General features: G+C 65.2%; 22 protein-coding genes and 1 tRNA gene. 8 read left to right on the top strand and 15 right to left on the bottom strand.

From position 1 onward, the window contains the following. Window positions 1-939 carry a phosphoribosylaminoimidazolesuccinocarboxamide synthase gene (locus tag ACYQ1Z_RS16660; RefSeq protein WP_459793657.1) on the top strand — a complete coding sequence of 313 codons (939 nt, stop codon included), beginning with the start codon at window positions 1-3 and terminating at the stop codon, window positions 937-939. Window positions 940-977: 38 nt separating this feature from the next. Here the strand turns inward: ACYQ1Z_RS16660 and ACYQ1Z_RS16655 are convergent, their stop codons facing one another. Then, entirely contained in the window at window positions 978-2,249 is a 1,272-nt protein-coding gene (locus tag ACYQ1Z_RS16655) for a helix-turn-helix domain-containing protein (protein ID WP_459793656.1), read from the bottom strand. A 130-nt stretch (window positions 2,250-2,379) separates the two neighbouring features. Here ACYQ1Z_RS16655 and ACYQ1Z_RS16650 point away from each other — a divergent pair, with 130 nt between their 5' ends. Then, complete coding sequence (locus ACYQ1Z_RS16650; protein WP_459793655.1) at window positions 2,380-2,616, top strand: hypothetical protein; 237 nt, start codon at window positions 2,380-2,382, stop codon at window positions 2,614-2,616. Window positions 2,617-2,798: 182 nt separating this feature from the next. On the opposite strand, the gene ACYQ1Z_RS16645 is transcribed toward ACYQ1Z_RS16650, so the two are convergent. From ACYQ1Z_RS16645 to ACYQ1Z_RS16625, 5 genes are all read right to left on the bottom strand, one after another. Continuing rightward, a tRNA-Pro gene (locus ACYQ1Z_RS16645) sits at window positions 2,799-2,875 on the bottom strand. Between the two features lie 87 nt (window positions 2,876-2,962). Beyond that, window positions 2,963-4,789 carry an ABC transporter ATP-binding protein gene (locus tag ACYQ1Z_RS16640; protein WP_459793654.1) on the bottom strand — a complete coding sequence of 609 codons (1,827 nt, stop codon included), beginning with the start codon at window positions 4,787-4,789 and terminating at the stop codon, window positions 2,963-2,965. Next, window positions 4,786-6,594 carry an ABC transporter ATP-binding protein gene (locus tag ACYQ1Z_RS16635; protein WP_459793653.1) on the bottom strand — a complete coding sequence of 603 codons (1,809 nt, stop codon included), beginning with the start codon at window positions 6,592-6,594 and terminating at the stop codon, window positions 4,786-4,788. The genes ACYQ1Z_RS16640 and ACYQ1Z_RS16635 overlap by 4 nt, the downstream gene beginning before the upstream one ends. A 133-nt stretch (window positions 6,595-6,727) precedes the next feature. Further along, window positions 6,728-7,672 carry a metallophosphoesterase gene (locus ACYQ1Z_RS16630; protein WP_459793652.1) on the bottom strand — a complete coding sequence of 315 codons (945 nt, stop codon included), beginning with the start codon at window positions 7,670-7,672 and terminating at the stop codon, window positions 6,728-6,730. Window positions 7,673-7,678: 6 nt separating this feature from the next. Then, window positions 7,679-10,006, bottom strand: a complete 2,328-nt coding sequence (locus ACYQ1Z_RS16625; RefSeq protein ID WP_459793651.1) for a transglycosylase domain-containing protein — start codon at window positions 10,004-10,006, stop codon at window positions 7,679-7,681. Window positions 10,007-10,043: 37 nt separating this feature from the next. Between ACYQ1Z_RS16625 and ACYQ1Z_RS16620 the strand changes: the two genes are divergently transcribed. The 3 genes from ACYQ1Z_RS16620 to ACYQ1Z_RS16610 are packed head-to-tail and all read left to right on the top strand — an operon-like array spanning window position 10,044 to window position 11,661. Next, window positions 10,044-10,199 carry a DUF4177 domain-containing protein gene (locus ACYQ1Z_RS16620; RefSeq protein WP_003797879.1) on the top strand — a complete coding sequence of 52 codons (156 nt, stop codon included), beginning with the start codon at window positions 10,044-10,046 and terminating at the stop codon, window positions 10,197-10,199. 1 nt (window position 10,200) lies between these two features. Then, window positions 10,201-10,734 carry a RidA family protein gene (locus ACYQ1Z_RS16615; protein WP_459793650.1) on the top strand — a complete coding sequence of 178 codons (534 nt, stop codon included), beginning with the start codon at window positions 10,201-10,203 and terminating at the stop codon, window positions 10,732-10,734. Window positions 10,735-10,749: 15 nt separating this feature from the next. Beyond that, the gene (locus ACYQ1Z_RS16610; protein WP_459793649.1) at window positions 10,750-11,661 is read left to right on the top strand and encodes an NUDIX hydrolase; all 912 of its coding nucleotides are present in this window, start codon (window positions 10,750-10,752) and stop codon (window positions 11,659-11,661) included. On the opposite strand, the gene ACYQ1Z_RS16605 is transcribed toward ACYQ1Z_RS16610, so the two are convergent. The 3 genes from ACYQ1Z_RS16605 to ACYQ1Z_RS16595 all read right to left on the bottom strand — a co-directional run bounded on the left by ACYQ1Z_RS16605 (window position 11,658) and on the right by ACYQ1Z_RS16595 (window position 13,664). Then, window positions 11,658-11,846, bottom strand: a complete 189-nt coding sequence (locus ACYQ1Z_RS16605; protein WP_459793648.1) for a hypothetical protein — start codon at window positions 11,844-11,846, stop codon at window positions 11,658-11,660. The genes ACYQ1Z_RS16610 and ACYQ1Z_RS16605 overlap by 4 nt on opposite strands. A 116-nt stretch (window positions 11,847-11,962) precedes the next feature. Then, on the bottom strand, window positions 11,963-12,487 hold the full coding sequence (locus ACYQ1Z_RS16600) for a hypothetical protein (protein ID WP_459793647.1): 525 nt from the start codon (window positions 12,485-12,487) through the stop codon (window positions 11,963-11,965). Between the two features lie 499 nt (window positions 12,488-12,986). Then, a complete protein-coding gene (locus tag ACYQ1Z_RS16595) occupies window positions 12,987-13,664 on the bottom strand; it encodes a Crp/Fnr family transcriptional regulator (protein ID WP_009359192.1) in 678 nt (225 codons plus the stop codon). 186 nt (window positions 13,665-13,850) lie between these two features. On the opposite strand from ACYQ1Z_RS16595, the gene ACYQ1Z_RS16590 reads away from it, so the two are divergent. Further along, a complete protein-coding gene (locus tag ACYQ1Z_RS16590; RefSeq protein ID WP_459793646.1) occupies window positions 13,851-15,035 on the top strand; it encodes a MarP family serine protease in 1,185 nt (394 codons plus the stop codon). Here the strand turns inward: ACYQ1Z_RS16590 and aroQ are convergent, their stop codons facing one another. From aroQ to ACYQ1Z_RS16565, 5 genes are all read right to left on the bottom strand, one after another. Beyond that, entirely contained in the window at window positions 15,036-15,500 is a 465-nt protein-coding gene (aroQ, locus tag ACYQ1Z_RS16585) for a type II 3-dehydroquinate dehydratase (RefSeq protein ID WP_459793645.1), read from the bottom strand. A 90-nt stretch (window positions 15,501-15,590) separates the two neighbouring features. Next, window positions 15,591-17,789, bottom strand: a complete 2,199-nt coding sequence (locus tag ACYQ1Z_RS16580; RefSeq protein ID WP_459793644.1) for an alpha-galactosidase — start codon at window positions 17,787-17,789, stop codon at window positions 15,591-15,593. A gap of 149 nt (window positions 17,790-17,938) precedes the next feature. After that, the gene (locus tag ACYQ1Z_RS16575) at window positions 17,939-19,276 is read right to left on the bottom strand and encodes an ABC transporter substrate-binding protein (protein WP_459793643.1); all 1,338 of its coding nucleotides are present in this window, start codon (window positions 19,274-19,276) and stop codon (window positions 17,939-17,941) included. 70 nt (window positions 19,277-19,346) lie between these two features. Beyond that, complete coding sequence (locus tag ACYQ1Z_RS16570; protein WP_459793642.1) at window positions 19,347-20,288, bottom strand: carbohydrate ABC transporter permease; 942 nt, start codon at window positions 20,286-20,288, stop codon at window positions 19,347-19,349. Between the two features lie 11 nt (window positions 20,289-20,299). Beyond that, window positions 20,300-21,250 carry a carbohydrate ABC transporter permease gene (locus ACYQ1Z_RS16565; protein ID WP_459793641.1) on the bottom strand — a complete coding sequence of 317 codons (951 nt, stop codon included), beginning with the start codon at window positions 21,248-21,250 and terminating at the stop codon, window positions 20,300-20,302. A 218-nt stretch (window positions 21,251-21,468) separates the two neighbouring features. On the opposite strand from ACYQ1Z_RS16565, the gene ACYQ1Z_RS16560 reads away from it, so the two are divergent. Continuing rightward, complete coding sequence (locus tag ACYQ1Z_RS16560) at window positions 21,469-22,674, top strand: Gfo/Idh/MocA family protein (protein WP_459793640.1); 1,206 nt, start codon at window positions 21,469-21,471, stop codon at window positions 22,672-22,674. Window positions 22,675-22,684: 10 nt separating this feature from the next. After that, entirely contained in the window at window positions 22,685-23,707 is a 1,023-nt protein-coding gene (locus ACYQ1Z_RS16555; protein WP_459793639.1) for a LacI family DNA-binding transcriptional regulator, read from the top strand. A gap of 139 nt (window positions 23,708-23,846) precedes the next feature. On the opposite strand, the gene ACYQ1Z_RS16550 is transcribed toward ACYQ1Z_RS16555, so the two are convergent. After that, on the bottom strand, window positions 23,847-25,178 hold the full coding sequence (locus ACYQ1Z_RS16550; protein ID WP_459793638.1) for an ABC transporter substrate-binding protein: 1,332 nt from the start codon (window positions 25,176-25,178) through the stop codon (window positions 23,847-23,849). Window positions 25,179-25,201: the final 23 nt, after the last annotated feature.

Genomic DNA, 25,201 nt, shown 5'->3' with positions numbered 1-25,201 from the left:
ATGAGCGAGAACCCCGCACCCCGCGGCTTCAACACCACAACACTCGACCTGCCGGGCTGGAGGCACGTCTACTCCGGCAAGGTACGGGACCTGTACGAGCCGGCCGACGATGCCATGCGGCAGCGCGTGGGCCAGGAATGCGTGCTGGTGGTCGCCAGCGACAGGATCAGCGCCTACGACCATGTGCTGTCGAGCGAGATCCCGGACAAGGGCCGCATCCTTACCCAGCTGAGCCTGTGGTGGTTCGACCAGCTGGGCGTGGAGCACCATGTGCTGGCCTCAACCGTGGAAGACGGAGTGCCCGCCGAGGTTGAGGGCCGCGCCATGATCTGCAAGAAGCTGGACATGTTCCCGGTCGAGTGCATTGCCCGCGGGTACCTCACAGGTTCCGGCCTGCAGGAATACCGCGCGCACGGCACGGTCTGCAACATTCCGCTGCCCGAGGGCCTGGTGGACGGTTCCCGGCTGGAGAAGGCCATTTTCACCCCGTCGGCCAAGGCCGAGGTGGGCGAGCACGACGAGAACATCACCTACGACGCCGTGGTGGCCCTGGTGGGGGACGACATTGCGGCCCGCCTTAGCGAGCTCACCTTGAAGATCTACACGACGGCGGAGCGCATCGCGCGTGAGCGGGGCATCATCCTGGCCGACACCAAGGTGGAGTTCGGCTACGACGCCGTCTCCGGGTCGATCACGCTGGGCGACGAAGTCCTCACCCCGGATTCGTCCCGCTTCTGGGACGCCGCCACGTACCAGCCGGGCCAGGCGCAGCCGTCCTACGACAAGCAGTACGTCCGGGACTGGCTGACCTCCGCTGAGTCAGGCTGGGACAAGTCCTCTGATACGCCGCCGCCGGCGCTGCCTGCAGAGGTTGTTGAGCGAACCCGCAGCCGCTATGTCGAGGCCTACGAGAAGATCACCGGGAAAACCTTCGCCTGACGGAGCCCCAGCAGCTCCGCGGCAACGGTACGTATGGCCTAGCCTGCCTGCTTGGCCGGCTTCGCCTGGGCCCGCTTCTGGGCGAGCCTGATTTCCAGGATCGCGTCCAGCGCCTGCTGGACGCGGTCACCGGCACCTGCTGCGCTGAATGCTTTCTGCGCTTCTTCCAGGTGCACCAGGGCTTCATCGGGTTCGCCGGCTGCCTTCAAGGACTTCCCCAAGAGCAGTGAAACCTCTCCGGCGGTGTGCTTGGCAAGAGCGCTGCGCTCTGCGTGGATTTCGCGCAGCTTTTCGACGGCGCCAACGATGTCACCTGTGAGGTAGAGCCAGCGGGCACGGATGAACGCGACCTCCAGGGCGTCGCCCTTGGTGCCGCTGACGATGGAAAACGCCAGCTCTGCCCGCTCAATGGCGGACAGGGTTTCCGGTTCCACGATGCCTGCCGACAACCGGACCGTTGCCGACGCCTTGTTGAAACGGGCCCACAGTTCGATGTCGTTGGCAGGTGAAAGAAGCCGCGCTGCACGCTCGTGGTGCTTGACGCCCTCCTCGTAGTCGTGCCGCATGAACGCGACATTGCCGACCACCCAGGCCACTTCTCCCGCGAGCTGGGTCATGGAGTCTTCGTCCACCTTGGCCACCATGATCTGGCAGTAGCGCCAGGCATCATCCAACCGGCCGCTCTCAGCGAGGGCAGCGATCAGTGCCCGGTAGGCGCCGATAATGATTGTCGAATTCCTGGGCAGCTGGTCGGACAAGGCCACCGCTTCAAGGGCGTGGTCAACAGCCCGGGAAAGCTGCCCCTGCCGGTGGAAGACCGTCGCCAGCATCTGGCGGGCACGGACACCCAGGCCGGCGGATTCCCTGGCCATGGGATGCTCCACCAGGCGCTCGATGATCTGCTGGCACTCCTTCAGCTCATCATTTTTCAGGAGGCATTCGGCCTGCATGTAGGTCATGTTCCACCAGGCGCTGGTGTTTTTGCCTTCCAGCGCTATCCGGGCTGCGGTAGCCGCGTGGCTCGCAGCCAGGGAGTAATCCCGGAGGTCCCATGCCTGCCGTGCATACAGCCCTGCCAGTACATACTCGGCATCGCTCACCGTAATGGGCTGGCTCCACGCCTCCAAAGCCTTGGGCGCCAGGTCCAGGCGCCGCGCCAGTTCCTCAATGACTTCTGCCGTAGGTTCCCGGCGGCCGGTCTCAAGTAGCGAGATGTAACTGGGGGAGTACAGGTCCTTCCCCAGTTCTGCTTGGGTCATGCCACGTTCAAGCCGCTCAGCCCGCAGCTTCTCCCCGAATCCATTGCCCATGAGACTCCCTCCTCTTCTGGACAGACTAGGTACAGGGGCTTGACAGCCCCTGTGGAAAACATTTTACAATGTGTGTCAACAAGGACTGTGCTGGCTTTGTAACGAATCCGACTCGTATTGAGGAACTTTTATGTTGAAGAAGATTGCTGCGGCAGCAGCCCTTGCGGGGGCGCTGGCGTTTTCTGCGGTCGCTCCGGCCGTTGTGTCTGCAGGTTCCATTGATGGCGGAACGGACCGGGTAGTCGAAGCCAAGACCGGTATTTGGCCTGATCCTATGTCCACAAAGGGCAAGAAGGACACGTCAACGACTACGGACGACACTACCTACACGACGTACTCCACGGGAATCTGGCCCGACCCGATGTAAATTGCTTCCTCACCCAGGAGGCGGGGAACTGCCCCGGAGCAATGCTCCGGGGCAGTTCCTTTTAAGCGTCTTATCCGCTTTTCACCTGGAAGGGGGCCCGTCTCGTGTGACTTGCGCCAAGGGCCTGCCGTGATATAAGTGCAACAAAAAGAGGGCCTCCGGCAGGAGACCCTCTTTCGTTATGGTCGGGATGACAGGATTTGAACCTGCGACCTCTTCGTCCCGAACGAAGCGCGCTACCAAGCTGCGCTACATCCCGATCCGCTGCAAAAGCAACTTTACAAGGATAGCCGATCCCTGGTCTGGATGTGAAATCGGCCCGGGTTTGGGATCGGGCCACGGCGGCTTAGACCAGCGATTCCTTCCATGCGCCGTGCAGGTCCGCGAACTGTCCACCGCCGCCGATGAGGTCGGCAGGACTGCCGTCCTCCACAATGCGGCCGTCCTGGACCACCAGGACCCGGTCAGCGGTCTCAACGGTAGAGAGGCGGTGGGCGATGATCAGGGCCGTCCGGCCGGCTGAGCCGGTACCGGCCAGCAGCCGGGCAAGGCCGTTCTGGACCAGCCGTTCCGAGGGGATGTCCAGGGATGACGTTGCCTCGTCCAGGATCAAGACCGCCGGCCGGGCCAGGAAAGCCCGGGCGAAGCTGATGAGTTGGCGCTGGCCGGAGGACACCCGCCCGCCGCGCTTGTTGACGTCGGTGTCGTAGCCCTCCGGCAGTTCCAGGATGAAGTCGTGAGCGCCCACAGCCTTTGCCGCGTCCTCGATTTCCGCCCGCGAGGCTTCAGGGCGGCCGAGGGCGATATTGTCCGCCACGGAACCGCTGAACAGGAAGGCCTCCTGGGTGACCATCACGATGTTCCGGCGCAGGTCGGAGGTGCTGAGGTCCCGCAGGTCGACCCCGTCAAGGGCGAGCGAACCGGCTGTCACGTCGTAGAAGCGTGCGATCAGCTTGGCCAGGGTGGACTTGCCGGCACCCGTCTGTCCGACCAGGGCCACGGTCTGCCCGGCAGGGATGTGCAGGTCCAAAGTCGGGACCACCACGGGTCCGTCACCGTAACGGAATTCCACGCCCCGGAAATCGATGCGGCCCCGGGCCTCCTGCAGGGGGACGGGGTTCTTGGGTGGCCGGACGGTGGGGACCTCTTCGAGAAGTCCCGAAACTTTCTCCAGGGCCGCCTGCGCGTTCTGGAAGGAGTTGTAGAACATCGCCATCTGGTCCACCGGCTGGAAGAAGCGCTTCGTGGACAGGATCAGGGCCAGCAGCACACCCACGGCCAGGTCGCCGGCCAGCACGCGGAACCCGCCAAAAAGCAGGACCACCGCTACGCAGACGTTGCCGATCAGCACCAGCCCGGGCTGGAAGATTCCGTTGAGGTTGATGGAGCGGACGGTCACCTTGCGGTAGTCATCGGCCAGCTGGCCGTAGGTTTCCGCGTTTTCGCGCTCCTTGCGGAAGGCCTTCACGGCCCGGATGCCGGTCATGGTTTCCACGAAGTGCACGATCAGCCGGGCAGAGACGACCCGGGATTCCCGGAAGGCGATCTGTGAATGCTTCTGGTACCAGCGGGCCAGGAAAAACATGGGCACACCGGCGGCAAGCACCAGCAGCCCGCTGCGCCAGTCCAGCGCGAAGACCGTGACGGCGGTGAAGACCATGAACAGCAGGCCCGAGGCCAGCGAGCTCACCCCCGAATCGAGGAGCTCGCGGAGGGCCTCGAGGTCCGAGGTCTGCCGGGCGATGATGCGCCCGGACGTGTACTTTTCGTGGAATTCGAGGCTGAGCCGCTGGGTGTGGCGGAACACCCGGACCCGCAGGTCCAGCAGCATGGACTGGCTGAGCCTGGCGGTGGAGGTGACGTACAGGGCCGTGAGCCCCGCCGTCGCGACGGCGGCCAGCAGGTAGGCGACGCCGGTGAGGACCAGGGGGAGGTTGTCCCCGGCGCGCAGTGCGGGAAGGGCGTGGTCGATGCCGAAGGCGATCAATGCCGGTCCCGCCACCCGCGCCGCCTGGGAGAGGACGACCATGGAGATGGTCAGCCAGAACCGTACCCGCACGGGCCGGATGAGGGAGCGCAGCAAGGCGAGCGACCGCCGTCGTACTGCCCTGCTGTCGCTTTTGCTGAGGTGGGGGTTGTCTTCGTTGGCCGTGCCGAATGTTGCAGTGCTCATCGGGTCACTTCCTCGGCGTGGTCTTCAAGCGCTGACAGTTCGGAGTCCAGGTCGCGGGGTTCCGGGTCCAGGCTGGCAATGACGTAACGGTAGTGGTGGTTGCCGGCCAGCAGTTCGGTGTGGGTCCCGACAGCGGTGATGCGGCCGTCCTCGAGCAGCGCCACCCGGTCCGCAAGGGCCACCGTGGAGGGCCGGTGGGCGACGATCAGCGTCGTGGTGTCGCTGAGGACTTCCCGCAGGCGGGTTTCCACGAGTTCCTCGGTATGGACGTCGAGCGCTGACAGCGGGTCATCCAGGACCAGGATCCGGGGGCGTGCCGCGATGGCCCTCGCCAGCGCGATCCGCTGCCGCTGGCCACCGGACAGGCTGAGCCCTTCCTCACCAATCAGGGTGTCCACGCCTTCCGGAAGCGAATACGCGAAGTGCGCCTGCGCCACGTCGAGGGCCTCGTCGAGGACGGCGTCCGTCCGGTCCCTTGCGCCGAGCAGGACGTTGTCCCGGACGGAGCTGGAGAACAGGGTGGTGTCCTCGAAGGCCACTCCAACGATGCGGCGGAGTTCCTCCACATCGAAGTCGCGCAGGTCGATGCCATCAATGGTGATGGCGCCGTCCGTGACGTCGTACAGGCGGGGAACCAGCTGGATTAGGGCGCTCTTGCCGCTGCCCGTGATACCAACCAGGGCCATGGTTTCCCCGGGCCGTATGTCCAGGCTGATGTCCTTCAGAATCGGCTTGTCCGGGGCGTCGACAAAGGCGAAGGACGCATTGGCGAAACGGAGGGCGCCGGCCAGCGGGTCGGGCCGCCGGGGCCGCGGCGGACTGGTGATGGTGTTGCGGGTATCCATCACCTCGTAGTGGCGGTCGACGGCGGTCTTGGCGGTCAGTGCCATGGCCAGCAGCATCCCGGAGAACTCCACGGGGGAGGCGATGACGGCTGCGGTGGCGAAGAAGGCAACCAGCGAACCGATGCTCAGCTGCCCGCCGGCGCACAGCATGATCCCGACGACGAGCCCGGCGCCCAGGGCGAGCTCGGGCAGGAGCGTGACCGCCATAGTGAACATCGCCTGGTGGCGGGCCTTCTGGATTTCCGTCTGGCGGAGTTCCTCGGCCTGCTCGTTGAAATTTTCCAGCGCCTCCCGGCTGCGGCCGAACGCCTTCAGGACCCGGATGCCATGGACCGATTCCTCCACGGTGGTGGCGAGGTCCCCGGCCTGGTCCTGGCTGCGGCGGGCAACCTTGCTGAAGCGGGTGCGGAACCGGAAGCTGTACGCCATGATGGGGACGGCTGCGGCGAGGAAGATGAGGGCCAGCTGCCAGCTCATCACAAACATCACCGAAATGCCGATGATGACCGTCAGGGTGGTCACCACCAGCATGATGGCACCGAATGCCATCCAGCGGCGCAGGAAGTTCAGGTCCGTCATGGCACGCGAGAGCAGTTGCCCGGAGCCCCACCGGTCGTGGAAGGACACGGCCAGGTCCTGCAGGTGCCCGTACAGGGAAACCCGCATCCGGGTCTCCACCGTGGTGGCCGGGTTGATGACGAATTGGCGGCGGAGAGCCACCAGGCCTGCTTCGGCCACCCCCAGGAGCAGGATCACCCCGGCGGAGATCCAGACCGCATCCGTGGTGCCGCCAGGCCTCAGTGCTTCATTGACCAGGACGCGGAGCACCTGAGGGATGGCCAGGGCCACAACACTGGCCATGAGCGCGCAAAGGAGCCCCAGCAGCAGCCGGGGGATGATGGGGCGGACATGGGGATAGAGACGGCTGATGGATCGAAAAAATGGAGTTTGCCTGGCCATGCCCGCTTCTCAAGCTCTAAATCGAATGTAGTTTCCCGTAGCAACTACCTTATGCCATGGGGTGAGACGATTCACAGGGATGCGGCCCAGCAAGCAAGCTTGCTGATTTATACCGTTATGTAATCCACTTGCCCTAGCTGGGGGAAGTCAGCGTCAGCAGGACCGCTTCCGGTTTGCAGGCGATCCTGACCGGGGCGAAGCGCGAGGTGCCGATACCGCCCGAGACGTTGACCGGCGTCGTGCTGCCGTTGCTGGACCAGTCGTTCAAACCCTTGGCCCGCCAGGTGGGGAGGTCGCAGTTGGAGACGAGCGCTCCGTAGCCGGGGATGCAGAGCTGCCCGCCGTGGGTGTGGCCGGCGAGCAGGAGGTCCGCGCCGTCCTCCGTGAAGTGGTCCAGCACCCGCTGGTAGGGCGCATGGATCACGGCGACCCGCAGGTGGTCGTTGGCGTCCTGGTTGGTGGTTCCGCGGGGCCAGCCGGCATACCGTTCACGGTTCAGGTGCGGGTCGTCCACGCCCGAGAAATCGAAACGCATCCCATTGAGGACCACGGACTGGTGGCGGTTGGTCAGGTCGATCCAGCCGGCCATTCCGAACCCGGAGCGAAGCCGGGGCCAGTCCAGCGCCACGGGCTTGGGTTTCACCCGTGACGGGCCCAGCAGGTAGGACGCAGGGTTTTTGGGACTCGGCGCGAAGTAGTCGTTGGAGCCGGGAACAAAGACGCCGGGGAACTCCATCAGCGGGCGCAGCGCAGCCAACAGCGGGTCCACGGCTTTCGCGTGGCTGAGGTTGTCCCCGGTGTTCACCACCAGGTCAGGTTCCAAATCCGCCAGTGACCGGAGCCAGGCGGCTTTCTTCTGCTGCCCGGGGACAAAGTGGATATCGCTGATGTGGAGGATGCGGAACGGACGGCGGCCGGCCGGCAGGATTTCCAGCGTCTCCTCACGGAGGACGAACTGGTCCTTTTCCCAAAGCCCGTAGCCGATGGCGGCCACTCCGGCCGCCGCCCCCGCCCCGGCAGTGACGGCAAAGCCGCGCCCGATGCTTCGGGCGCGGCCTGCAAGGTTGGTCAGGTCCATCCGAGGCTAGCCGTTTCCGTTGCCGTTGTTGTTCCCGTTGCCGCCGGTGGTCGCTTCGGGCGCGGGTGCGGGCTGCTGGGTGGCCGGAGCGCTCGGGGCCGGCGCTTGAGTGGCCTGAGGGGCGGTGGTGGCCGGGGTACGTGTGGCGGTCCCCCCGCCGCCGTTCAGCAGGTTGCTGGGCGGTGCGGGGAACGCCTCGGTGCCGTAGCCGGGGGCGATCTGCGCCATGTACCGGGAGAACATCGGGCCGGCGATCATGTAACCGTCGATGCCCTGGTAGAACTTGCCGTTCACGGTGATGTTCTGGCCGGGTCGGCCCTGGTCGTCCAACGCGTCACCAAACCATGCGGCGGTGGCCAGGCCGGTGGTGTGGCCAACAACCCAGGTGGACCCGTTGTTGTTGGAGGTACCGGTCTTGGCGCCGATGGGGAAGTTGGTCCGGGTGGAAATCCGGGGCTGGATCAGCGAGCCGGAGCCGCGGTTCAGGACTTCCTGCAGCGCATAATTCACACCGCGTGCCACTTCCGGTTTGATGGCGTCACGGCAGTTGCTGGACTGCGCAGGCAACTGCTTGCCCGTCGCATCCGTGACTGAGGTGATGGCGATGGCCTCGCAGTACTTGCCGTCGTTCGCGAAGGTGGCGAACGCGCTGGCCATGGTCAGCGGGGAGGTCTGCGTGGAGCCGAGCAGGTTGCCCAGCAGGGACATGTTGATCTTCGGGTTTGGCTCGGAACCGTCCGCGGACGGCAGGCCGCTGTGGAGTCCGACGGCGTCAACCACCTTCTGGATGCCGCAGAAGTCCAGCTGGGCGGCCGACGCAAACGTGACCGTGTTGATGGAGTTGTACAGGCCCTCAAGTACCGACAGCGGGCGGTACCACTGCGGCTCCGCGTTCTGCAGGTCGTCAGCAGTGCCGAGTCCCTGGTTCTTCTGCGCGGTGCTGTAGCCGCCGGTGACCTTGCCGCAGGTGTGGCGCCAGTTGAAGCCCAGCGGGTACACACGCTGGGCCGAGTTGACCACGGTGTTCATCGACTTGCCCTCATTGAGCCACTCGGCGAATGTGAATGGCTTCATCGTGGAGCCAGGCTGGAATCCACCGATGCCGTTGAGGTCGCTGCCGTTCTTGTCCATCTGGTCCACGTTGAAGTTCAGCTGCGAATCGAAGCCCTGGCCCGGCAGGAACGTGGTGTTCTGCGCCATCGAAATGATCTTGCCGGAGTTCGGCTGGACGGACACCATAGCGGCGCCCCACTTGTCCGGGTTTTCGCCCGCAGAAGCATTGACCTGCTCCTGCGCTACAGCCTGGGCCTTCGGGTCAAGTGTGGTGGTGATGGTCAGGCCGCCGCCGTAGATCAGGCGCTTCCGCTGATCAAGCTCCGCACCGTAGGCCGGGTTGTTCTCCAGCAGGTGCAGGACGTAATCACAGAAGTACGGGGCGCTGGCGGCGTAGGCACAGCCCTGCTTCGGCTGGGTCACCTTCGTCTCCACCGGCGTGGCCACCGCAGCGTCGTGTTCCTCCTGGGTGATCTTCTTTTGGTTCAGCATGAGACCGAGCACCAGGTCCCGGCGCTGCTTGGCGTTGTCCGGGTTGTTGATGGGGTCGAACGCGGACGGGCTGTTCACCAGGCCCGCGAGCAGGGCGGCCTGGGGGAGCGTGAGGTCCTTGGCGCTGGTGCTGAAGAAGAACCGGGAGGCGGCTTCAATGCCGTAGGCGTCACGGTTGAAGAAGACGATGTTCAGGTAGCCCTCAAGGATCTGTTCCTTGCTGAACTCCTTTTCGAGGGCGATGGCGAGCTTCATTTCGCGGAGCTTGTCGCCCACGCCCTTGTTGACGCCGTTGAGCTTGATCTGGTCCTCGTTGCCCTCGGCCGCGAGGTTGGCGTTGAGGACGTTGTTCACGTACTGCTGCGTAATGGTGGAGGCGCCCTGCCGGTTGCCGCGGGCCGTGCTCACCAGGGCGCGGAGGATACCGGTGGTGTCCACGCCGCCGTGCTCATAAAAACGGCTGTCCTCGACGGCGATGACAGCCTCTTTGACGTAGGGCGAGATCTGGTCCAGGGCGACCTTGGTGCGGTTCTCGGTGTAGACGCTGGCGATCTCGCTGCCGTCCGCTGCCAGGATCCTGGTGGTCTGGTTGGGCGGGTCAACCTTCAACTCCGCCGGAAGTGTGTCGAAGAACTCGATGGAACCGCTCGCCGCGCTGCCCGAAACAGCGGCCGCCGGGACCAGCAGGCCGGCCACCAGGACACCGCAGATCGCACTCACGCCAAGGAAAACTAGGATCTTTCCGAGGGTGGTGGCAGTATCGAATAAGGGGTTCTTACGAGTCGCCATGTTTTCCACTTTACCGGCAAGGACTAGTCTTTCTCTCATGACCAAATGGGAGTACGCGACGATTCCGCTCATTATCCACGCCACAAAACAGATCCTGGACCAGTGGGGAGACGACGGGTGGGAACTCGTCCAGGTAGTCCCCGGTCCCGATGGAAACGGCCTCGTTGCCTACCTCAAGAGGGAGAAGCAGTAGCATGACCACCCCCGCAGAAGCCCGCCCCGGCACGGCCGAGGCACCTGTTTCCGCCGTCGAGCAGCGCCTCGCCGAGCTTGGACTCACCCTGCCCCAGGTCGCTGCGCCGGTGGCCGCCTACGTCCCGGCTGTGATCTCCGGGAACCACGTTTACACCTCCGGACAGCTGCCGTTTATTAACGGCAAACTCGAAGCTACGGGCAAGGTGTCGGCCGGGACCGAGGGCTTCGCCGACGAGCCCACCATCTCCCCCGAGGACGCGCAGCGTTACGCCGCCATCTGCGCTGTGAACGCCCTGGCCGCCGTCAAGAGCGTCATCGGGGACCTGGACCGGATCACCCGCATCGTCAAGGTTGTGGGTTTCGTCTCCTCCGACCCCTCCTTCACCGGACAGCCCGCCGTCATCAACGGCGCGTCCGAACTGCTGGGCCGTGTCCTCGGTGACGCGGGGCAGCACGCCCGTTCCGCCGTCGGCGTTGCCGTTCTTCCGCTCGACTCTCCCGTTGAAGTCGAACTGATCGCCGAATTCAGCTAGGTCCGGTCGCTTCCCTTGCCTCAGCTCGCCCGACGACTTTTTGCACTGCCCCAGGATCTTGAAGGGGCAGCGCAGAGCTGGCTCGAACACGGCGACCGGACCCCGCGGGCCGCGAGGTTCGCCTCGTCCGTGGTTCTGCTGCGCGATTCCCCCACCGGCCTGGAAACGTGGCTGGCCTACCGGCCCGGTTCCTCGCCGCTGGGGGTTCTTGCGTTCCCGGGCGGCTCGCTGGACGCCGCCGACGACGATCCCATCGGTTGGCTGGGCCCGTCACCGCAGTACTGGGCTGAGCAGATGGGAACGGACGACGTCGGGCTGGCGCGCCGGCATGTGGTGGGCGCCATCCGGGAACTCTTCGAGGAAACCGGCGTGCTGCTCGCCGGTCCCGACATGTCCAGCACGGTCGAAGCCACGTCCACCGCAGAATGGATGCGTGCCCGCCTTGCCGTTGCAGAGCAGGAGAAAACGCTCGCGCAGGTCCTGGACAAGCGGGGCCTCTTGCTCCGGACCGACCTGTTGAAATCCCTGGTGAACTGGCGTACGCCCGACTTTGCCCACCGCAGGTTCGACACCCGCTACTTCGCCGCCACCGTGCCCCTCGGCCAGGAACCCACGCTGCTGGAAGGCAAGGGTGTCTGGGGCCGATGGGTCAACGCACGCGAGGTCATCGAGGAGCGGGACAGCACCGTGCTCGGGGAAGAGGTGGGGCAGGAAAACACCGTGGGGCGCACGCTCGGTGAGCTCCTGGTTCCAGGGTCCGAGATCATGCTCGAGAAGATGGCAGCGGCCAACGGCTGCATCGCCTACCTGAGCTACAAGCGCAAAGCCCACGTCTACCAGCCCAGCCTGGTGGTGGAGGACGGCAAGATGCTCCTGGAAGTCGAAGCCGCGAAGACCACTCCCGGCGACCCCCAGCGGGAACGCTAAACCTTCCGCAGCATGGAGTAGGGGACGCTGGGCAGTGTCCCTGCAGTCCACGGCTTGGCTGGAGGCTCCACCGGGATCTCGCCGCGCCCGTCACGGACGACCAGCACAACTGTTCCGGCGATGGCAGCCAGCGCCGCCAGGCCCAGCACAATCAACAGGACAACCACACCCACGGACATCCTCATGCACCTCGTGGGTTAATTTTACGTCCGCCGGCCTCTATGCCGCTGGGCATAAGTGGGCCCCGGAGCCCAAATCGGTGCTCCGGGGCCGTGACATCTCCTACCTCATGGTGTGGTGACTAGCCCGTGATCAAGATGGCCGGAGCATTGAAGCCAGCAAAGGTCAGGGAGTACTGGTAGCTGATGGCGGTGCCGGTTACCTCTGGGGTCCAGTTGGGGTTCGGGCAACTGAAATCCGCCAGGAATTCAGCGGTGCTCGTTCCGGTCGCGCTTTGCGCCGGCACGATCAGCCTGCCGTTCTTGGTGGAGGTGATCACTGTTGAAGTGGTCGTCGTCTCGGACTCTGTGAACGGCTCAACGACCTTGCTGTTCACGCCCGGGTTGTGGCAAACGCCCGTGAACGTGCTGGTAACCGCCAGTGTTACGGTCGCGTTCGTATTGCCGACGCCCGCAATCTGGGTGCCAGTACAGGTGACGGTTAGGCCGTTCAACTCACATGTGGGCTCGCCATAGCCGTTCGCGTAGTGCGCGCCCTGCGGAGCGTTATTGAAATTCGTTACAGCCTGCGCCGCGCTCATGCCCGTTGCCAGGGCCACAAAGAATGCCGCGAACAGAACCAGGACGCGGCGAAGAGATAGCTTCATTTTCGAACTTTCTGCAGACGCCCCGGACATCAACGCCCAAGGCGAAGAAACAGGATCGGGGATCGGAACAAACCGGTCCGTGTGCGCTTTGGAGGCCGTCGAAGCCCCCAAGCTACGAGGCCGCAGCACTCTGCCTGGCTGCGCCGTTCAAATCTGGCGGGCGAACTGCAACGTTCCTGTCCCGCAACATAGATAGTTAGTGCCGTTTCCGGCCAGCTCTTCTTACTGACATCGGGATTCTTTCAATGCACTGGAATTTGCAGTTATGAATCCGCTGGTCCCCAGCCAGTAGCGGTGTGCATACCATCGTTGGCACGCGACCCGGAGACGGCTGCAGCATCTCCGCCGCGGGAAAATCTTACGTCCGGGCACCATTCCGCGGAATGAAAAGGCGCGAAGTAGGGGAGACCGAAGGGGGCTTTAGGTAGGCCTGCAGCGATGATGGAGCCACACAAAAAGGCCGCCCCGTGGGGCGGCCTTTCAGTTGTCCTGTGGCTATTTACCGGGAGCGCTGGCGGAGGCGCTGCATGTCCAGGATGACCACGGCGCGGGCTTCCAGGCGGAGCCAGCCGCGCTGGACGAACTCGGCCAGGGCCTTGTTGACGGTTTCGCGCGAGGCGCCGACCAGCTGGGCCAGTTCTTCCTGCGTGAGTTCGTGGGCAACCAGGACACCATCCGTGGCGGGGCGGCCGAAGCGGTCGGCCAGGTCCAGCAGGGCCTTCGCAACGCGGCCCGGGACGTCGGAAAAAACGAGGTCGGACAGGGAATCGTTGGTGCGGCGCAGGCGGCGCGCGAGTGCCTGCAGCAGCTGGGCGGACACCTCGGGCCGGGTGCGCAGGAGGTTGTTCAGGCTCTCGTTCTTGAGGCCGGCCAGGCGGGTCTCGGACACGGCGGTGGCGGTGGCGGTGCGGGGGCTGGGGTCGAACAGGGCCATCTCACCGAACAGCTCGCCCGGGCCGAGGATGGCCAGGAGGGATTCGCGGCCGTCGGGGGAGGTGCGGCCCAGCTTTACCTTGCCGGAGACGATGAAGTAGAGCTGGTCACCCTGGTCACCCTCGCGGAACACCGATGCGCCGCGGGAGAGGTCAACCTCGGTGAGCTCGTCCGTCAGCAGGCGGAAAGCGTCGTCGTCCAGCGTGGCGAAAAGGGGTGCTCGGCGCAGTACCTCGATGTCCATAAAATCTCCTGAGTAAAAGTATCGGCTGTGGCGCTTGTGCCATTGTTTCAGAATTTTCAAGGTTCTGTGACGAACTTGGCAGCCGAAACGCCCGAATGACGGGCCTGCACGGTCCTTCGGAGCCTTCAGATGGTTACCAGACTCCGCCATTAGAATGAGGTTTCACCTGTATAAAAGGAGCCCTTTGTGGTCGGCTTGACTGTCCTGGACCTGATCCTGATCCTGGCGCTGGTGTCCTACTTGGTCTACGGTCTGCGGAACGGGTTCCTGGTGACGGCGGGCGGCATCGCTGGTTTCGCTGCAGGCGCCATCGCCGCGTTCTTCGCCGTTCCCCTCGTCAGCGGCTTTGTCCCCGACTCCGGGTGGAGGCTGACCGCCATCGTCGCGGCCGCCGTCGTCCTTGTGGTCCTGGGGCATGGGCTGGGGACCATGGTGGGACGGCAGATCCGCGGGGCTATGCGGATCCGGCCGCTGCGCGCGGTGGACCGGCTGGTGGGCGGCGCCGTGAGCGTGGTGGTGTCTGCGCTGGTCATGTCCATGCTGGCCTTCAGCATCAGCTCGCTGGGTGTCCCGATTGTGTCGCAGCAGCTGGCCGAGTCCAAGGTCATCCGCTTCATCGACGGGCTGACGCCCACGCCCGTCAAGGCGACCATGGCGCAGCTGCGCTCCGCCGTGATCGGCAACGGGATCCCCACCCTCATCGAGGGACTGGGGCCGGGGCCTGCCGTGCCGGTTCCCAATGCCAGCACGGACACTCCGGCGCTGAACCGGGCTGCCCAGTCGGTGCTGCGGATCGCCGGCACCGCCTACGAGTGCGGCCAGAACCAGACCGGCACCGGCTTCGTGGTTTCCGAAGACCGCGTGGTCACCAATGCGCACGTCGTCGCGGGAGTGTCACAGCCGGTGGTGGAGTTGCCCGACGGCGGCGCGATGCAGGGCCGGGTGGTCTATTTCGACACCCGGCATGACCTTGCCGTACTCGCCGTCGAGGACCTGCCCGCCCAGCCGCTGGCCCTCAGCACCGACCTTCCCGGCGGCAGCCCCGCCGCGTTCGCCGGATACCCGCATGGCGGCCCCTTCCAGTCGAAGCCGGCTACGGTGCAGGACATCGCCACCGTCCTGGTGCCGGACATCTACGGCAGCAACCCGTCCCCGGAGGAGATTTACCGGCTGGCCGGTGACGTGCAGCCGGGCAACTCCGGCGGGCCGCTCCTGACCACCGAAGGCCAGGTGGCTGGTGTGATCTTCGCCAAAGCGACCTCGGACACGGAGATGGGGTTCGCCATCACCATGGATGACCTGAACCCCGTTGCCGCGCAGGCCCCGGCCCTCAGCGCGCCGGTATCCTCCGGGCAGTGCATCCAGAAGTAGTTAAAGGGACTCGGCCAGGTAGTCGATGGCCAGCCTGTAGCCGGTAACCCCTGCCCCGACGATGACCGCCGCGCACACCGGGGACAGGTAGGAGTGGTGGCGGAACTCCTCGCGCTGGTGCACGTTGGTGATGTGCACTTCCACGGCGGGAAGCTGCACGGCGGCGAGGGCGTCGCGGAGTGCCACGGACGTATGTGTGAAGGCGCCGGCGTTGATGACGATGCCTGCTGCTGTCTCCCGGGCGGCATGGATGGTGTCCAGCAGGACGCCTTCGTGGTTGGACTGGACGCACTCGACACTGAAGCCGTGTTTTTCGCCCGCGGCGGTGGCCAACTGCTCCACGTCGGCGAGGGTGGAGGTGCCGTACTTCTCCGGCTCCCGGGTGCCCAGGAGGTTCAGGTTGGGGCCGTTGATTACGAGGATGGTGCCGCGGCCGGCCTTGGCAGCGGGGGAAGCTTCAGTCATGCCTGCCAATCTATCGGCTGACGCCAAAGGCCGCGCATTCTTACTTCCGGAGAATGCGCGGCCTTTGAGGAAGTTTGACTGGCCAGGAACCTAGGCGGCCGTGACTTTGATCAGCAGGGCGTGCTCCGGGTTGAGGATGGGCATGGGAAGCCCGACCTCAGCAAGGAACCGCCCGTTGGCCACAGCCCCGCCCGACAGCCAGGCCGGCGGTTGGGTCTGGGTATAGGTGTGGCCGTAGTCGGCGTCAGCCTCCGTGGGGAAGATGGCCTCGACACGGTATGTCCGGTCTGCCTCGAGCCCGGGTAGGCCGATGCGCCCGGGTTCCTCGGCAGCGGCGGTGCGAGTGCTGACCAGGGCGAACAGGCCCGCCGTCGTGCCCTGCCCGGCGCCGCCCGCGGAACCGGCCACGACGCCATGGAGCAGGAGCGAGTCGTCAGCGAGGTCAGCGTTAACGCGGCGGCCGCTGTGGATCAGGTCGCGGTGCTCCTTGTACAACGCAACCACGCGGCGAAGCTCGTCCCGCTCGGCTCCCTGCACGCTGCGGACGTCCCATTCCATGCCGAAGTGGCCGAACAGCGCAGTGATGGCGCGGAAAGACAGGTCGTGGGTGCGGGCGGTTGTGTGCGAGGTGGTGGGTCCGATGTGGCTGCCCACCAGCTCGGGCGGGACCACGGCGCCGGTCCAGCGCTGGATGGTCTGCCGTTCCAGCGCATCGTTGCAGTCCGAGCCCCAGATCCGGTCGGTCCGTTCCAGGATGCCCAGGTCCACGCGCGCGCCGCCGGAGGAGCAGCTTTCGATTTCGACGCCGGGATGGGCCTTGCGGAGCTCGTCGAACAACCGGTAGGCGGCGAGGGTCTGCGCATGGACGGACGCGCGCCCGGCGTGGCCGTGTTCCAGCAGGTCCCGGTTCTGGTCCCACTTCAGGTAGCTGATGTTGTTTCCGGCCAGCAGCGCTGAGATCCGGTCGAAGATGTACTGCCAGGCCTCCGGGTTCACCAGGTCGATGACGTGCTGGTTACGCCATTCGAGCGGCAGCCGGCCGCCATCCTTGTGCGCCACGGCGGAGGGGCCGACGATCCAGTCCGGATGCGCGCGGGCAACGTCCGAGTCCAGGTTGACCATCTCCGGTTCCACCCACAGCCCGAACTCCATGCCGCGGGAGGTGACGGCCTCAATCAGCGGGGTGAGCCCGTTCGGCCACAGGGTCTCGTCGACGTACCAGTCGCCCAGTCCGGCGTGGTCGTCGCGGCGGCCGCGGAACCAGCCGTCGTCGAGCACGAAGCGCTCCACGCCCAGGTCCGCGGCGGAGTCGGCCAGCTCAATCAGGGTGTCCAGGTTGTGGTCGAAGTACACCGCCTCCCAGGTGTTCAGCACCACCGGGCGGCGCTTGCCGGAGGCATGACCGGTGGAGGCTGCGGGCAGGACATGGTGCGGGCGGGACCGGAACCAGCTGTAGAAGGCCTCGGTAATGCCGTCCAGGCCGCGGTCCGAGTAGGCGGCGAACAGGGACGGGGTGGTGTAGCTGCCGCCGGCCTGGAGGATGACCTCGGCCGGGCCCAGGAGTTCGGAGCCGCCGATCATGGTGCGGCCGTCGCCGATCGTGTCGGCAAACTGCTCGTGGTTGCCGCTCCAGCCCAGGTGCGTGGCCCAGACCTTGCCGTGCCGGTTGCCGAAGCCGGCGGTGCCGGCGGCGAAGAGGAGGGACGAGTCGTGGCCCGTTCGGCCGTGCCGCCCGGTCCGCACCCAGGTGCCCTGCTGGATCGGCCGGCGCTGCGGGTGCCGTTCGCGGCACCAGCGGCCGGTAAGGTCGAGAAGTTCGACGGCGTCCGGCGCCACCGGGAGGACAGTCGCCAGTTCGTCCACCTGGAAGGGCGTGGTGCCCGCATTGGTGACGGTGTGGCGCAGTTCCAGCAGGCCGCCGTCGTGAAGCCTCAGGGAGGACGCGACGCTGACGCCCGTGTCGGCGTCGGACTGCACGATCGTGGCCGCGTTGCCCTCCGCGGTGACGGACGTGGTGCGCAGGCGGCACGAGAAGTCGAGCCCCGATCCGGCGTCGGTGATGCGGTGGCCGCGCAGGCCGGGCCGGCCGCGCCAGGAGGAGGACGCCTGGGGGAGGAGCCCGGCGGGGACACGGGCGTCGATGGCCGAATGCGGGACGGGAGCGGTGAGGATGGCCAGGTCGGGGAGGTCGGCACCGAGATCGGCGCCCCAGTGGATGACCTCGGCCTCCCCGCTGTCGAAGCTGATCAGCAGGCTGGTGCCGGCGGAACGGAGGTGCAGGGGATCCATGGGGGGAGTCACTTTCGTCGTCGTACTGTGGCGCCTGCGAAGGCGCCGTCAAAGTTCAGGTAAGGGGGGCCGGGGGGGGGGGGAGGAGGAACGGCGGCACCCGGCAGGGGGTGGCTACGACCACATACGCAGCCACGTCTGGGGTGGTGTTACTTGAAGAGGGCGTTGACCTGCTCGTTGGCCGCCGTCAGGGAGCTGGCAGGGGCCTTGCCCGACACCACGGCGTCCATGGCCGGCTCCATGATGCCCTTGACCTTCGCCGTGTTATCCGTGATCGGGTACAGGAACGTGGTCTTGTTCTTGACGTGCTCGGTGAACGCGGTGACGTCCACGCCCTTGGCCGCGAACGCCTCGGCAGCCTTGTCGGAGGAGGCCTTCAGGGCCGGGAACACCACGGCCTTGGAGGCCACCACGTCCTGGCAGGCGGAGGAAGCCAGGTACTCGACCCATTTGATGGAGGCGTCCTTCTTCTTGGTGCCTGCCCAGATGGAGTCAGCCAGGCCATTGAACATGGAGGCGCGCTCGCCTTCGGGGCCCACGGGGGTGGGGGCGATACCCACTTCGATGCCCTTGTAGCCGGTGTACTGGCCGATCATCCACGAACCGTGGGCGTTGATGGCGGACTTGCCTGCAGCGAACGTGTCAGCCATGGCCGCGCCGACAGTGGTCTCCAGCTTGGGCATGTAGCCCTTGTCAGCGAGGCCGGCGAACCAGTCCATGGAGGCCTGGAACTTGGGATCGTCATAGTTGTAGCGGGTGCCCCACGGGTTCTTGTCCGTGTGGGACCAGCCGGTGGTGTTGGTCAGGTAGCTCCACTCGGTCTGGCCGGAGGAATCGCCGCCGCCGTTCAGGCCCAGGCCGTAGACCGCAACGTTGTTCTTGTCGAAACCGGCCTCGTCGCCCCGCTTGCCGCTCTTGTCCACGGTGAGGTGGGCGATGACGTCCTCGTACGTGCCGCCGTCCTCGGGGTTCCAGGTGAGGTCCTTCATCTGGTCCTCGGAGATCCCGGCGGAAGCCAGCATGGCCTTGTTGTAGAAGAGGCCGATGGTGTCCCAGTCCTTGGGCAGGCCGTAACGCTTGCCGTCCTGGCCCACCCACAGGTCCGCAAGGCCCTCGTTGTAGGCCGCGAGGTCTATGCCGTCCTTCTCCACGGCGTCGTCGATGGCCAGCAGCTGCTTGTTCTCGGCCAGCTCGCCGTACCGGCCCAGGTGGTTGGTGAAGACGTCCGGTGCGGTGCCGCCCACGAAGCCGTTGGTGAGGGTGCTCCAGTAGTCGTCCCAGCCCCGCTGGGTGATCTTGACGGTGATGTCCGGGTTGGCCTTGGTGAAGTCGTCAGCGCATTGCTGGTAGGCGGGCAGCTGGTTGGCGTCCCACAGCCAGTAGCTGATCTCGCCCTTCGCGGATTCGGCCGAGCCGCCGCTTCCGCAGGCGGACAAGGCGAGGACTGCTGCCGCGGCAGCGGCAAGGGCGCCGGTTGCTTTCTTCATGGGAGGTCCTTTCGAGGTGCTTTCGGGCAGGCCGCCATGGCCTGGGCCGGGATAGAGGGGTGAGCGGGAATTACTTGATGCCGGAGAAGCCGATGGAGTTGACGATCTTCTTGCCGAAGGCGGCGAAAAGAATGAGGACGGGCAGCGCCGAGATGAGGGTCGCTGCCATGAGGCCGGACCAGTCGGGTGCGCCCTGCGGTGACTGGGATTTGAAGACGCCGAGCCCCACCTGCAGGACGCGGACATCATCCTGGGATCCGACCAGCAGGGGCCAGAAGTATTCGTTCCACTGGCCGATGAAGGTGAGGAGCGCAAGCGTGGCGATCGGGGCGGCGGCGTTGGGCAGCACGATCTGGAAAAAGATGCGAAGGTGCTTGGCGCCGTCGAGCATTGCTGCTTCCTCCACCTCGCGGGACATGTTCAGGAAGAACTGGCGGAGGAAGAAGATGGCGAACGGGGTCATGAAGACGTACGGGAGGACCATTCCGAGCATGGTGTTCAGCAGGTCCAGGTTCTTGATGAGCAGGAAGTTGGGCAGTGCCGTGAAGATCGGCGGGACCAGCATGGTGCCCAAAAACAGGCTGAAGACTGCGTTGCGGCCTTTCCAGCGGAGCCGGGCGAAGGCGTAGGCGGCCATCGCGCTGAAGAACACGGCTCCGGCGGTGGTGATGGAGGAAAAGAGCAGGGAGTTGCGCAGGTAGAGCCAGAAGTTGATCTGCGCGCCGGACCCGCCCTCGGCGACGGCTTCGGCCGGGGTCTGCAGCCCGAACACCCGCATGAAGGCGCCGAAGCTGAATTCGGCCGGCAGCAGGCTGGTGGCGTTGGCGGCCAGCGCAGTGTTGGTGGACAGGGCCGTCCGCAGGACCCACAGGAAGGGAAGGACGGAGACGGCGATGGCCAGGATCACGAGCGCCCAGGCGCCGGCGCGGCGTGCGTTGAACGGCCCGCGCCTTGAGGTACGACGGCGGGTGGCCGGCTTGGCCAGTGGGCTGCGGCTTGCGGTGGTGGTCATGGGAGGACTCCTTAGTCCAGGTCCGACTCGTTGCCCTTGAGGAACTTCATCTGGATGAAGGCCACGAGGGCGAGGATGAGGAAGAGAATGACGGCGATGGCCGAGCCGTAGCCGAAGTCCGACTCGGTGAACGCGCGCTGGTAGATGTAGTACTGGATCACGCGGGTGGCGTTGACCGGGCCGCCGCCTGTGGTTACGGCGACGGTGTCGAAAACCTGGAAGGAACCGATGACGGTGACCACCAGGACCAGCACCAGGACGGGGCGCAGGAGCGGGACGGTGATCTTGCGGAAGGTCTGCCATGCGGAGGCGCCGTCCAGTTTTGCCACCTCGTAGACATGGCCTGGAATGGCCTGCAGGCCGGCGAAGATCAGCAGGGCGGTGTAGCCCATGTGCCGCCAGGTGTTGATCAGCGCCTGGGTGGGGATGGCCCATTCCTCGCTGCCGAAGAACGCAATCCGGGACAGCCCGCTCCACTCGATGAACTGGTTGACGACACCGATCTGGTAGTCCAGCATCCAGAACCACAGAAGTGCGGCGATGATGTTCGACATCAGGTACGGCAGGAGCAGGGCGCCGCGGATAAGCGTGGACTTCGCCACCTGGTGCATTAGCAGGGCCAGGCCGAGGGCGAGGGCCGTCTGAAGCGCGATGTTCAGGAAGACGTACTGCCCGGTGACGGCGAGCGAGTTCCAGAACAGGGGATCCTTGGCGATTGCCTGGTAATTCTCCACGCCGACCCATTCCGGATCGCCGAGAATGTTGTACTCCGTGAAGCTGAGGTAGATGCCGCGGATGGTGGGGAACAAGTAAAAGAAGAAGAACCCGATCAGTGCCGGTGCGATGAAGAAGAGGGCGATTCTGAGGTCGCTGCGCCGGGTCCTGTGCAGCGGGGTCCGGTGCAGCAGTGTCCGCGTCAGGCCGTGCTCCCGCGAACGAAGATTCCTGGTAAGGGTGGTCATCGTCGACCCTTCCTGAGTGTGATGTGTGTAACAACCTGCCCAGCAATCTACACGAGTAGATTGCCGGTGGCAAGAGAGTACCTTGCCACTTTTGTGGCCAATTGCCATCCTGTTGCCGGAGTTGTTGACTCGAGTAGATACGGATGAAACACTGAAAGCCGCGGCCTTAGCGGAGGAGAGCGCTTGCCGCCGCCGGCCCAACCCATGAAAGGCAGACAATGACGTTCTCAATCGGCGTAGTAGGCGCAGGGCAGTTCGGCACCCAGTTCGCGCACCTGTTCGATCTTCATCCCGGGGTCAGCGCGGTCTACGTTGTGGACGAACGCCCGGAGCGGGCCGTGGAGGCAGCGGAACGCTACGGCCTGGCCGGGACCATAAGGGACTTTGCAGGCCTGCTGGCGTCCGACGTCGACGCTGTCGCCATCTTTACCCAGCGATGGACGCACGGACCGCTGGTAGAGCAGGCCCTCCGGGCAGGGAAGCACGTGTACTCGGCGGTTCCCATGGCGGTGACGGAGGAAGAGATTGCCCGCATAATAGACGCCGTCCGGGATACCGGCCTGGTGTACATGATGGGCGAAACCAGCTACTACAACCCGGCCACCGTCTACGCCCGGGAACAGCATGCGGCCGGCAAGTTCGGCCGGATCTTCTACTCCGAGGGTGACTACGTCCACGACATGGACCTGGGGTTCTACGATGCCTACCAGTACAGTGGTGGCGAGCGGTGGAAGGAAACCGCCAGCTACCCGCCCATGCTGTACCCGACCCATGCCATCGGCGGGGTCCTGGGAGCCGTCCCGGTGCACGCGGTCAGTGTCAGCTGCGTCGGTGTCCGGGACACCCGCAACGACGGCGTCTTTGACCGGGCGGTCAGCATGTTCGGCAATGACTTCTCCAACGCCACGGCGCTCTTCGAATTGAGCGACGGAGGCGCGATGCGCACCAATGAAATGCGCCGCGTGGGCTATCCCTCCCACATCCGTGAGTCCCGGTTCCGGTTCTTTGGCACGGAGGCCAGCTTTGAACAGCTCGCCAAGGTCACCGTGTGGCAGGACAAGCAGAACGTGCACGACATCTCGGAGCAGATGGAAACGCGGCCCAGCATTCCGCTCGACGATCCGTCCCTGGCCAATGTGGCGCCGGAGCTCCGTGACGCCTTTGTGTCCGGGCTCGCCCCGGTCCATGACGCGGGACGGCTGCCGAAGGAGTTCCTGGGAGCCCCCAACGGACACGAAGGCAGCCACCACTTCCTGGTTGACGACTTCGTCACCGCCGTCAACGAGGGCTCACTGCCGCCGGTGAACGCGTGGGTTGCGGCCCGCTTCACCCTCCCCGGCATCGTCGCGCACGAGTCCGCCCGGCAGAACGGCGTACGGCTTCCCATCCGTGACTTTGGTGATGCGCCGGGCACCAGTAGCTAGCATGAAGACCATGACTTCCCCGGTAGCGCAGGCCCCCCGCGGCGGCCCCGTGACCCGCAAAGACGTGGCCAGGTACGCCGGCGTCAGCACCGCCGTCGTCAGTTACGTGGTCAATGGCGGCCCGAAGAAGGTGGCGCCAGCCACCGAAGCCAAGGTGCAGGACGCCATCCGGGTCCTGGGCTACAGGCCCAATGCTGCGGCCCGGGCGCTCAAACTCGGATCCAGCGAGACCCTCGGGTTGATCATTCCGGACAACACCAACCCTTTCTTCTCCCTTTTTGCACATGCGGTAGAGGACGCGGCAGCGGAGCTCGGTTACGCGCTGGTGCTCAGCAACTCGGATGGGAACCTTGCCAAGGAAAGGCGCAACATCCGCAACCTCGCCGCCCGGCAGGTGGACGGTGTACTGCTGGCCAGTGTCCTTTTTGAACCGGACCTGGAAGCGCTCGAGACCGCGGACATCCCCGCAGTGCTGCTGAACCAGGAACATGACGCCCCGGGCTTCAACAGCATCGGCGTGGACCTTGCAGCAGGTGCCCGGATCGCCGTTGAACACCTGATCGGCCACGGGCACACCAACATAGGCCTGGCGATGGGTACCAACGTTTCCGGCAGCCTTGACGGCCGTGAAGTGGGCTGGAGGCAGGCTTTGCAGGAGGCGGGACTGCAGGAAGGGCCTATTGCCTACAACGGATTCACCTGGCCCGGGGGTTACCTGGCCGGGCAGCGCCTGCTGGCGTCGGTGAACAGGCCGACGGCCATCTTTGCCACCTCCGATACACAGGCGGTGGGGCTCTTGAGGGCTGTCCATGAGGCGGGCCTGGCCGTGCCGGGCGAGATCGCCGTCGTGTCCTTTGACGGCTCCATCGAAGCCGAATACTCGTGGCCGCCTCTGACCACTGTCGAGCAGCCTGTGGCTGCCATGGCGGAGGCTGCGGTTGCGGCATTGGTCGAAGCCAGGCGCGGCGGCAAGCCCCGGCACCGGCTGTTTCCCACCAAACTGCAGATCCGGCAGTCCTGCGGCTGCCCTTGAGGGGTGGCTCCTGACACGGCCGGGGCCGCGCCAAGCCGCATCCCCCGTTAAACAGCAATCCGCCACCTCCGCGGGCAGCGGAAGTGGCGGATTGCTTGGCCGGTGAGGACCGGTTACATAAGAGCAGCCTTTTTGGCTGTTACTCCTTGACGGGGATCGACTGCGATTTCAGCGACTCAATCGTCTTCTTTTCGCCGTTCTTGAGCGCATCCAGGAGCGTGCCGTCGCCACCCAGGGCCTTACCGAAGCCATCCGAGACATCGGTGTAGGTCTGGGTCATGGTCGGTCCCCAGGTGAAGTTGGGTTCGACGTTGGAGGATGCTTCAGCGAATACCTCGTAGATCTTCTGCCCGCCGAAGTAGTCAACGCCGCTGGTGAAGGCGTCGAGTTCCGTTGCCGACTTTGCGGCGGGGTAGAGACCGCCCAGCTCGTTGGCCAGTGCCAGGGCCTCAGGATCGGTGTTCAGCCACAAAGCGAACTTCGCAGCCTCATAGGGGTGCTCGGACCCCTTCAGGACCGCGGTGGATGAACCGCCCCAGTTGCCTGCGGCCTTGGCGCCGTCTTCCCACTGCGGCATGGGGGCAACGGCCCACTTGCCGGCGGTGTCAGGAGCACCGCTGGCCAGGGTGGAGGCACCCCATACTGCCGAGACCCAGGTCCACTGCTGTCCTTCGTTGAAGGAGGCGTTCCACTCATCGGAGAAGGAAGGAAGCGTTGACACCTGGCCCTTGTCCAGCAGGTCCTGCCAGTAATTGGCCACCTTCTCGGATTCCTGGCCCGTGAGGTTGACGTCCCACTGGTCGTCCGCGCTGGAGAACCACTGCCCGCCGGCCTGCCAGACGTTGCCCGCGAACCAGTTGACGTCGCTCCGCGGGAAGTTGGTGATGTAGGACCCGCGGGCCTTGATCTGCTCCGCCGCCGCGGCGTATTCGTCCCATGTTGTGGGCACTTCGATGCCTGCTTCCTTGAACAGGTCAGCCCGGTAGAACATCGCCATGGGGCCGCTGTCCTGCGGCACGGCGTAAACGGCGTTTTCCTCGCCGAAGGTGACCTGGCCCCAGGTCCAGTCAACGAACTTGTCCTTGGCATCGGCCACCCCTTCGCAGGCGGCGATGTTCTCCAGGCCGTCCTGTACCCGGAAGTTGGGCAGGGCGTCGTACTCGATCTGGCCCAGGTCCGGGGCGTTGCCGGCCTGCAGCTGGTTGAAGAAGTTCTGGTACGTTCCGGAGTTGCCGTTGGGGCCGGTCTGCACCTTGACCTGGATGTTTTCGTTTTCCTGGTTCCACAGGTCCACGACTTTTTCCATGCCCGGTACCCAGGTGGTGAAGGTCAGTTCGACCGGGCCGGAAGCGGGTTCACAGGATCCTGTTGCCTGGGTGTCCGGGGTGCCCCCGCCGCCGGAGCAGCCGGCGAGGGCCAGCGCTGAAACAATGGCAAAGGCTGCGGTGGCTTTTCCGTAATGCGCGCGCATTTCTATTCCTATCAATGGGTGTT

This window comes from Arthrobacter sp. AD-310, from assembly GCF_054656615.1.
This window is presented reverse-complemented; position numbering and strand designations above follow the sequence as displayed.